The organism is Paenibacillus sp. 01L418 (genome assembly GCF_056400045.1).
Map to the genome: position 1 here is coordinate 1 of NZ_JBFTSN010000235.1, position 10,122 is coordinate 10,122.

8 protein-coding genes and 1 pseudogene are annotated in these 10,122 nt (G+C 46.5%); 6 read left to right on the forward strand and 3 right to left on the reverse strand.

Annotated elements, in window-relative coordinates; all coding sequences use genetic code 11:
- The 3 genes from AC1DSE_RS22620 to AC1DSE_RS22630 form a co-directional block, all read right to left on the reverse strand.
- Window positions 1–589: amidohydrolase family protein (locus AC1DSE_RS22620; protein WP_477528225.1), on the reverse strand; the 589-nt coding region annotated here is incomplete at its 3' end.
- Between the two features lie 22 nt (window positions 590–611).
- Window positions 612–1,751, reverse strand: coding sequence for an alanine racemase (locus AC1DSE_RS22625; protein WP_477528226.1), 1,140 nt, complete (start codon window positions 1,749–1,751; stop codon window positions 612–614).
- Complete coding sequence (locus AC1DSE_RS22630) at window positions 1,748–2,407, reverse strand: helix-turn-helix transcriptional regulator (RefSeq protein WP_076269800.1); 660 nt, start codon at window positions 2,405–2,407, stop codon at window positions 1,748–1,750. The genes AC1DSE_RS22625 and AC1DSE_RS22630 overlap by 4 nt, the downstream gene beginning before the upstream one ends.
- Window positions 2,408–2,563: 156 nt before the next feature.
- Here AC1DSE_RS22630 and AC1DSE_RS22635 point away from each other — a divergent pair, with 156 nt between their 5' ends.
- The 6 genes and pseudogenes from AC1DSE_RS22635 to AC1DSE_RS22660 all read left to right on the forward strand — a co-directional run.
- The gene (locus tag AC1DSE_RS22635) at window positions 2,564–4,336 is read left to right on the forward strand and encodes a cache domain-containing sensor histidine kinase (protein WP_477512078.1); all 1,773 of its coding nucleotides are present in this window, start codon (window positions 2,564–2,566) and stop codon (window positions 4,334–4,336) included.
- Entirely contained in the window at window positions 4,336–5,874 is a 1,539-nt protein-coding gene (locus tag AC1DSE_RS22640) for a response regulator (RefSeq protein WP_477512079.1), read from the forward strand. The genes AC1DSE_RS22635 and AC1DSE_RS22640 overlap by 1 nt, the downstream gene beginning before the upstream one ends.
- A 97-nt stretch (window positions 5,875–5,971) precedes the next feature.
- Window positions 5,972–7,300: an extracellular solute-binding protein gene (locus tag AC1DSE_RS22645; RefSeq protein ID WP_339207380.1), complete on the forward strand. Its 1,329-nt coding sequence runs from the start codon at window positions 5,972–5,974 to the stop codon at window positions 7,298–7,300.
- A 310-nt stretch (window positions 7,301–7,610) separates the two neighbouring features.
- Window positions 7,611–8,483 (forward strand): carbohydrate ABC transporter permease, encoded by an 873-nt coding sequence (locus tag AC1DSE_RS22650; protein ID WP_076269757.1) that lies wholly within the window; start codon window positions 7,611–7,613, stop codon window positions 8,481–8,483.
- Between the two features lie 18 nt (window positions 8,484–8,501).
- Entirely contained in the window at window positions 8,502–9,383 is an 882-nt protein-coding gene (locus AC1DSE_RS22655) for a carbohydrate ABC transporter permease (protein WP_477528227.1), read from the forward strand.
- Window positions 9,384–9,708: 325 nt separating this feature from the next.
- Window positions 9,709–10,122: pseudogene (locus AC1DSE_RS22660) on the forward strand (hypothetical protein); the annotation flags it as partial.

A 10,122-nucleotide genomic window follows, 5' to 3' on the forward strand; every position in this document is an offset into this window, starting at 1 on the left:
AAGTATAGCTGCCAGGTGCATACAATAGGCCAATTGATAATCCGATTGCGCCTGCTCGCAGCCCTTCTTCAAGCAATGTCTTCATCCGCTCGATTTCGTCTTTCGTCGCAGGACGGTTCTCGAATCCCATGACTGCGATACGCAGTGCACCGTGTGCTACATAGGTGGCGATGTGCTCCGAAGGATTGGATTTGCTGACAAAATCCATATATTGACCAACCGTTTCCCAGGGCCACTCCCAGCTTGTACTCCCAAGTACGGGCTGCACATACGACTGCAGCAGTGCGCCTTTACTCCGAATAAATGGAGCAGGGGCGAGGCCGCAGTTGCCGACAACCTCAGTTGTTACCCCTTGCTGCAGCTTAATTTCACTGTAAGGATGATCAATAATCATCAGATCCGAGTGGCAATGCCCATCGATGAAGCCAGGAGAAATCACTTTGCGTCCCACATCAATAATTTGGCTAGCCTCTTGATCAATTTGGCCGATAGAAACAATGATGCCATCTTTGACTCCAACATCGCCGCCGTACCAAGGATTGCCGCTGCCATCGACGATTTTGCCGTTTTTCAAAATAAGATCGAGCATGTTATAAGCCTCCTCCTTCTCGTTATTCGAGCATTCCGCGAGCCGCTACAGTCGTTTTGTGAAGCTGCCCACTGGAATCCTTGATGTAGACAAAGCTGTGCAAATTAACGGTGCTGCAAATATGATTGGGGATGATACGCACCAAGTCGCCAACCTGATAGTTGGAATCCGGCTGTACACGAATCATGCCGTGCTCCTCATTCATTCGCTCCAAAATCGCTTCAGGATCTCCGATGATATGGCCGAAGCCCTTAAGGAATAAAGGTGAATTGCCCGGTTGTACGTCCGTTGCGAATGTTTTGCTGCCGCCGTCAATGATGATTAAATCTTCATAGGGCCTGCTGACAATGGTAGCCAGCACAACGCCGGCACAATCCTCAAGCGTACATGTTCCGAAAGCTGCCTGCATTCGGTCTTGATAAATGTAAGTCCCGGGACGAACTTCAGTGATGCCGTCAACTTCTGCAGCGAACAGCGCAGTAGGCGAAGAGCCTACACTTACATCCTCAATGGCGATGCCTGCGCTCCGTAGTACTRCAGCAGCCTCAACCATTAAGCGCCCCTCTTCATGGCCGGCTGCTTGCAAATCGAGCGTCGATGCTCCGCCGACCATAGCCCCTCGATAGGTGAAAATACCGCTAAGCTTTATGCCGACAAGATCATTGATTTGCTTCGCAAGCTCCACGGCTTTGTCGATCGCAACTCCTGTACGACGAAGTCCCGTTTCTAGCTCCAGGCGTACTTCCAACACTGCGCCTTCACGCACGGCTGTCTCAGATATGCGCTTCGCACCCTCTAAGCTATCGACTCCGATAATTAAACGAACGCCGGATAGACTGAGCCGAGCTGCACGCTCAAGCTTGGATTTGGCCACTAACGGATAAGCGACAAAAATATCACGAATGCCGCCGCTTGCCATGATCTCCGCTTCGGAAATTTTGGCTACGGTGATGCCGATGGCACCAGCTGAGAGCTGCTTTGAGGCCATTTCCGGCAGCTTATGTGTTTTGGCATGGGGACGAAGCTTTACGCCGCGTTTCGCGATAGCTTCTGCCATTGCAGCAATGTTGTTATCGACAGCATCACTGTCGATGACAACGCATGGTGTTTCTAGCTTAAGCAAGGCTTCCTCATCTTTGCGTACGTTCAATATCTCGCTCATTCGCTTGCTCCTTCATCGCTATCTACACCTTTGGATTCCTCCAAATAGCTGTATAACGTAAATTTTGAAATGCTCAAATAGCTGCAAACCTTCTCGCCTGACTTTTTAATGAGAAAAGCACCCTTTTGATCAAGCAATTGAATGATTTTAATTTTATCTTCTTTGGTCATGGCAGCTGGCGGCTTGCCAATCGTGACCTGCGCTTCCTGTATGAGCGTATCGAGCAGGTCGTTCACGTTGCTGACAAACGATTCCCGAACCGGCTGTAGTCCGCTCGCTGTCAGCGATTGAAGCGTTTTCTCGGCAACCATCAGATCGGTAATGTCGAAGTTGATGCAGAGCGCTCCAATGATGGTGCCGGCGTTATTTTTTACATACATGGAGGTCGAACGGAGAATACGTCCATCCTTCGTCTGGGTAACATAATTATGGCGGTTATCACCCTCGGAGGTGCCTCTCATAATTTCCAGTCCAAGATTCGTGCCAGGATCTCCTACATTTCTTCCGGTGACGTGGCCGTTCTCGATGACAACAATGGTGCTGTCTACGGGCTTTGACCAGTCATGCACAACGACCTCGCAATTGTCTCCAAACTGCGCGGTTATACCTTTGGCCATCTCCGTCAAAAATAGTAATTCTTGAGATATTGATTCCACTTGCATTCACTCTCCACTTTCTTAAAGCCTCATTGCCCACATGGTACTACGACTTACTCGAAAAATCAAACAAAAAATCTGTTAACCTAAAAAAAAGTGTGATAGGATGTTTTTAAACTTTTTATTGATACGAGAAAAGGAGAGTGGGGATGAGAGATGCGCTGGATTAGTAGCTCATTAAAGCGTAAGTTATCCTTTTTGCTGCTGCTATCGGTTCTCATTCCGCTGCTCGCGCTGGGCTTATTTGCCTACAACATGGCAGCGACAGCTACGGAAGAGAAGGCAAAGCAATCGGGCAAGAGCCTATTGCGTCAGACGGGTACGAATCTCGAATTTATCGTTCAAGATATCGAGAATATGTCATTATTTTTGATTGGGCAAAAGGATGTACAGCAATATTTGAGCAGTTCAGGAGAAAATGCGGTTAAACAAACGCAAATGATTGAGTTTCTATCTAATCTGGTGTTCTCCAAATCGTATATTTCGGACATCACGATTTATCCGCAAAGCCAGTCCCATCCCGTTTCTAATACAACGATTTTTGAGACGGAATTATCCGAGCTGACTGGAGAAGATATTGAACATTATCAATCTAGTGCAAAATGGTGGACAAGCCGTTACGAGACGGATACAGCAGCTGGGGTGAAGCAGGTGATCTCACTTGTTAGGCCGATTCGCAGTCTGAACAGCTTCAAACAAATTGGAACGTTAGTCATTAGCCTTAACGAAGAAGCTGTTTCCAAGCTGATGAATCAGGCGGGCATTTCAGCGGGGGGCTATGTCGTTTTGTCCAATGAGAAGGGACAAATTTTGTCCGGCAGTGATCAAAGCAGGTCAATGATGACAATGGAAGCTCTGCTGCCAGGCTTGACGATAAGAGGGAATGCAGGAACGCTCAACTACGGCCATGGTGAAAGTAAACAGACCATACTCTATGACACGGTTGCTGATGTAGGCTGGCGGCTGACGGGCGTCATGCCCTTCACAGAATACAAAGCTCAAAATAATTACGTCCTGCAGCTGATGGCGATCGTCATTATTTTTTCGATGCTGCTCGTGGCCGTGCTCGTTCTATACTTCGTTCAACGAGTGACCAATCCGCTTATTATGCTGACGCAGTTTCTAAAGCACTCGAACCCGGAAGAGCCGATGCAAACGTATCCGGTGGAAACGATGGATGAGGTAGGACAGCTCGTGCGAAGCTACAATAAGCTAAGCGAGCGAATTGAAGGTTTGACGGAGCAGGTAAAGCTGGAGGAATCATCAAAAAAAGAAGCGGATATGCATGCGCTGCAAGCGCAAATCAATCCTCATTTCTTGTACAATACTCTATCCTCTATCCACTGGATGGCGCTCATGAATCAAGATGAGAAGACGGCCGATATGGTAGGCAGCTTAAGTGATTTTATGCGATTCAGTTTAAACAATGGCGAGGAGTTTTGCTCGGTTGAGCAGGAGGTGGCGCATGCCGGCCATTATGCCAATATTCAGTCGATCCGCTTCCCGGACAAGTTTGAGTTTATCGTTCAGATCGATCAGGAACTAATGGACTTAACGATGCTGAAGCTTCTGCTGCAGCCTTTAATTGAGAATGCACTTATTCATGGTATTCAGAAGAAAGCTGAAGCTGGTTTGATCAAAGTAACCGCACATATGCAAGGATTGTTTATGTCCTTTGCTGTAGAAGATACAGGCGTTGGCATCGACTCGGTTAAGCTGGCTGCTATATATAAGGAGCTCCACGGACCGGATGATCGCAAAAAAGAACGTGATCGCCTAGAACGCGGCAGCTATGGACTTCGCAACGTTCATAAGCGGCTGCAGCTGCATTACGGGGCAGAAGCAGGCTTGCGCATTGAAAGCTTGGACGGAATAGGGACACGCGTGTCCTTCTCGATCCCGATGTTACACGAAGGAGGCAAAGCCTAATGAAGCTGTTAATCGTAGATGATGAGGTCATTATTCGAACTGGTCTGAGCACCGTTATAAAATGGGCAGAACTTGGCTACGAGCTGCTGCAGCCGGCAGCATCAGCCGAGGAGGCGCTTGCTCGTCTGGAATTGGAGCAGCCGGAAATAGTATTGACGGATATTCAAATGACGGGACGCAGCGGACTAGAGCTTGCGGGAGATGTTAGGAGACTGCTGCCTGATAGTGAGGTCATTATTTTGACAGGCTACGATCAATTTTCCTATGCCCAGCAGGCGATTCGAGAAGGAGCAGGAGATTATTTGCTCAAAACGAGTCGGCCCGATGAAATCATCCGAGCGGTAAATGGAGCGAAGATGCGAATTCTGCAAAAGTGGGAGGCACTAAAAAAAGACCAGCTACGCGACAGATTGCTTGAGAGGCTGATTGCTGATACGGAAATTGACAATCACTCCGCAGAGAAAGCGGCGAAGCTTCTGCCGAAGCTGCGATTAAACGAATCATTTTTTTATCAAACGGTAATTGTCTCGGCGGAAGGCTGGGGAAATGAATCGGGACACGGCTATTTATTGCTGTTTGCCGTGCACAATATGATAAGCGAGCTGATAGATGGAGAAGCTCTTTTGCGTAAAGATAGTCTCGTCATTCTCCTTAGGCATGAAAGCATGCGAGCAGATCAATCACAGCTCGCTAGATTAATGGAGAGGGTAACAAGGAAGCTGAAATGCAAATTGTTCGGGGCAACAGGCACAGTTGTTTCAGACTGGCACAAGCTTCAGGATTCGTACACGGAGGCTTCTTATGCTTTTTTGTTCAAAGGAATTATAGGCCAAGAAGGATTGTTGGCTTACGAGGATATAAAAGGACGCCGAGGCGGACGTACCGTCTGCTCGCAGGAGGAGGAAGGACAGCTCACAGCGTTATTCCAGAACGGAACGGACGCGCAGCTTTACCAATGGGTTCAAGAGCTCATTGAACTCCAGCTCAAAGATGCAGATACGACGCCAGATTCCTTGCAGAAGTTTCTTCAATCCGTCCAAATTTCTGCCCACCGCTGGGTGGAGCGAGTCATTGCCTCTTTTGGGGAATCTGCTGCCCTCTCCAAAGAGAAGTTTGCTAACAGCATTTCTCCCTCCCCAAACACTGATAACGGAGTTGGATTGCTGTATGAGCAGCTTCACCAATTGATGATGCTGTACCGTGAGACGATCGGACAAGAAGGCATACCTTACATTAAGCGTGCGATTGCTTATATTCATGATCATTTGGACAAAGAGCTTACATTGCAGCAGGTTGCCAAGCATGTTCATTTGAATCCAAACCACTTCAGCGAGGTATTCAAGCGTGAGACGGGTCATACCTACATTGAATTTGTAACTCGCATGAGAGTGGAGCGCGCCAAGCGGCTTTTGGATGAATCACCGATAAAGGTGAGTGAGGTTGCAAGCCGCGTGGGCTATACGGATATGAAGTATTTTAGCCAATTGTTTAAACGGTTTACGGGTTTTACACCTTCGGAATACCGGACGAGAAGCTGAAGTTTATCTACCCTACTCCTGAGTTCTGTCCCCTGCCCATGTCGCCTATGATTCCCTATACTCGGAGGTAAGACAAATATCAAGGAGGAAACATGACATGAAGAAGACACTAACAATTGCAATTATGGTCACTCTAATGATTTCTATCTTGGCAGCGTGCGGCGGAACAAACAATAACGGCAAAAAAAATGAGGACGGCAGTGAGCCGGCAGCTGAGAAAGTGAAGCTAAGCCTATGGCATAACTTTACCGGCGACGATCTTAGAGCGCAAACGATGCGTTCGATTATTCAGCAGTTCCAGACCGATCATCCGAACATTACGCTCGATATTCAAGCGATCCCGCCAGACGGTTACAAGACGCGTCTAAAAACGGTCGCTGCGGCAGATGAAATGCCGGATGTATTCATTTTATCCAATGGCTCTATGACACAGGAATTTTCAGCAGGCAAACTTATTCAGCCGGTTAATGAGCTAATTGACAGCCACCAAGAATGGAAAGAAGGTTTCATGCCTAATTCCTTCGACGCTTTCACAGTAGATGGCAACATCTATAGCGCTCCGATGGGCTTGTCTCCAACATCGATTCTATACTACAACAAAACGATTCTTGAAGAAAACGGCCTTACTGTCCCAAAAACATGGGATGAGCTGTTGAATGCAATTAGCGTGCTGAAAGGCAAAAATATTACGCCAATCGCTCTAGGCAATAAAGCGGCTTGGCTCGCACAATCCAGTATTTTCAGCTCATTGGCTGACCGTGTAACAGGTACGGAGTGGTTCTTGAAAGCAGCAAGCCAAGATGGTGCGGCATTTACGGACCCTGAATTTGTACAGGCATTAACTTACATGCAGCAGCTTGGTACGGCAGGTGCATTCCAAGATGGATTCAATGCAATCGACAACACGCAAATGGAGCAAATGTTCGCGCAAGGCAAAGCTGCGATGATGATTGACGGCGGCTGGGCATTGTCGAATCTAGCTTCCAACGCTTCAGAAGATGCACTTAAAGCAATGGGCGCAACGGTTCTTCCATCCATTCCTGGTGGAAAAGGCGATCCTAATTCTCTATCTGGTGTCGTAGGTGTCGGCATGGGTCTAGGCAAGGATGCGATTGGTCCGAAAAAGGATGCAGCATTTGAACTTATCTATGCAATGTCAGGACCAGAAGCGCAAAAGCGTACKCTTGAGAGCAATCAGCTTGTCAGCTACAAAGTAGAGCTGGATAAGAGCAAAGTTTCGCCAATCTTTAGCGAAGTATATGAGCTTGTGAACAGCGTGAAGATGACGCCGGTGTATGATGGCAAGCTGACTTCTGCAGGAGCTGAAGCCGTGAACAATGGACTACAGGAGCTGTTGATGGGTGGCAAACCGGAAGACATCGCGAAAAAAATCCAAGAGGCGCAAGCGAAAGCGCTAGGAAAGTAACATAGCTGCTCGGTAGTTAGGTTATTGAGTACAGGGAATTTCCTGATTGCATGAAGATCAGCAAGCTGAAGTCCTTTACAGCAAGCACAACTGGAAGCTGCTAAAAGGATCGCATGCCGAAGCTGTCAGGAAATCCCCGTGCTCTTACTAGCATTACGAAGCTGGCTTGCTGCGCAAACCTTGGCTCATGCTTACGAAGCAGGTTTGCTGCGCAAACCTTAGCTTATGCTTACGAAGTAGGTTTGCTGCGCAAACCTTGGCTTATGCTTACGAAGTAGGTTTGCTGCGCAAACCTTTAGGAGGGACGATTATGTCATCATCTTTACGCATCAGAGGCTTTATCGCTATCGGACTTCTTCCGGCGCTTGCGCTTTTCATCTTTTTTGTTATCGTACCGATACTATGGTCATCTTATTATGGCTTTTTTGATTGGAAAGGCATTGGGGAGATGCGATTTATCGGACTGGACAACTATAAAGAGGTTATTCAAGACCGGTTGTTCTGGCATTCGTTCAAAAACAATTTGCTCATTGTTGCTGCGTCTGTTTTCGGTCAGGTGCCGATTGCATTGGTCTTGTCCTTAGTACTGCTCAAAAACGGCTGGTTTCAAAAGTTTATCCGAGCTTCTATCTTTATGCCAATGGTACTCTCTTCCGTTGTAGTCGGTATCATCTGGGGATACATTTATCATCCGCAAATTGGTGTACTGAACTTTTTGCTAGATACGTTGGGATTAAGCAGTTGGAAACAGCAGTGGTTGTCTGACCCATCGATATCGATGTATGCCATCATGGTTCCAATCATTTGGCTGAATGTAGGTCCATATCTTATTATGTTTATTGCCGCTTTGCAAAATATTCCGAGTGAAATTGATGATGCCGCTCAGATTGACGGCGCAAAAGGCTCTCGCAAGCTGTTCTCGATCAAGCTTCCGATGATTTGGGATACGATTAAAGTAGCCGTGGTGCTCTGTATATCCGGCAGCCTTAAAGCATTCGATCTTATTTATGTCATGACAGGCGGCGGGCCGGCGAATTCGACGGAGCTGCTCGCATCGTACATGTACAATAATACATTTTCGATCTATCGCTTCGGTTATGGCAGCGCAGTATCCACCATGATTATCATCATCAGCTTGGTTCTCGTAGCGGGAAGCCAATATTTAATGAAATCAAAAAAATAATGGAGGGGGACCCACAGTATGACTACGCCATCAATTAGCGCTTCACACTCAGCCTCCTCCGCAAATTTAGGAACAGGGCTGCGCAAGCTGAGAGGAAGCTTGCAATCCATTGGTCTAACCGTATACGCCTTAGTCACGCTTTATCCGCTCATTTGGCTGTTTATTAGCGCTTTTAAAACAAATGAAGAATTTTACTCGCGTCCGTTCGGCCTGCCGGACATTTGGAATTGGAGCAACTTCACTCGTGCTTGGGAAGTTGCAGATATGGGCACTGCGTTCATGAACTCGGCCATTGTTACTTTAACAGCGCTTGTCATTACGCTTGTAATGGGTGCATTAAGCGCATATGTGATCTCACGTTTTCAGTTTAGAGGCAAGCTGCTCGTAATGGGCATTTTTATGCTCGGCATGCTCATCCCTATTCACAGCACACTCGTTCCACTGTTCATATTAATGAACAAGATCGATATTTTGAACACTTATGCAGCATTGATTTTGCCTTATACAGCGTTTGAGATGCCGATAGCCATCTTTGTCTGTGTGGCTTATATGAATACCTTCCCGAAAGAAATTGAAGAGGCTGCGATGATTGACGGGTCTGGCTACTGGGGAATTTTCCTTCGTATGATGCTTCCATTGTCCCTTCCGGCTCTAGCGACAGTTGGTATCCTAGCCTTCTTGAGATATTGGAATGATTTCTCCTTCGCGCTCGTCTTTATTAGTGACCCTGGCTTAAAGACGCTGCCGCTCAGTCTATCCATATTTGCAACAGGTTACTCCACAGACTATAAGCTTACGATGGCAGYGATGGCGCTTGCTGTTATTCCAACGATCAYTGCTTATCTGGCATTTCAAGAACAGGTCATGAAAGGGATGACAGCTGGAGCAGTTAAAGGTTAGTTAGAGGATAGTAAACAAAAAAAACGGTATCATCCCTCTGGGGAGGATACCGTTTTTTTCTGATTCTATCATTATATTTAGCAGATGCAGATGATCTTGAATACCTAATGGAGCTTCAAAATAGTACGATGCCATTCGTTTGGGTTTATTGCTTATATAGGATAAATAGACTACTAATAGACGCCAAAATGCGCGTGAATATTGGATTTTTCGACTTTATTTTCGCAAAACTAACTTTAGTTGGTGTTTTTTAAAAAGCCTAGCATTTATGCTAAAGCCCGTATGCAACTATAACTTATTCATGATTTGGGAGTGAACTATTCGTATGGCACAAGGATCAATACTAGTTGGGAAAAAGGTAAAAAGTATTCTAATACGAGTCATGTGTTTGGCATTAATGATTTCATTATTTGGGCCTTTGACGAATGCTTCACAGGTATTTGCGGCGCCAGGTTTTAGTGGCGGAACTGGATCTGTTGATGATCCTTATATCGTTACGACACCTGAGCAGTTAGATAGCGTGCGAAATTATTATTCCGTAAATTTCAAGCTTGGCAGTAATATCGATTTAACGGATTATCTTTCTGAAGGTGAAGGAGGATACAATGATGGACAGTTTTGGAAGCCTTTCGGTAGCTTTTTCGGCACTTTCGATGGTGATGGTTATGTGATTAAGGGACTGAAAACGAATAGCAACGAAAATTATGTCGGTCTCTTCGGACAAGTAGCAGCAGGATCT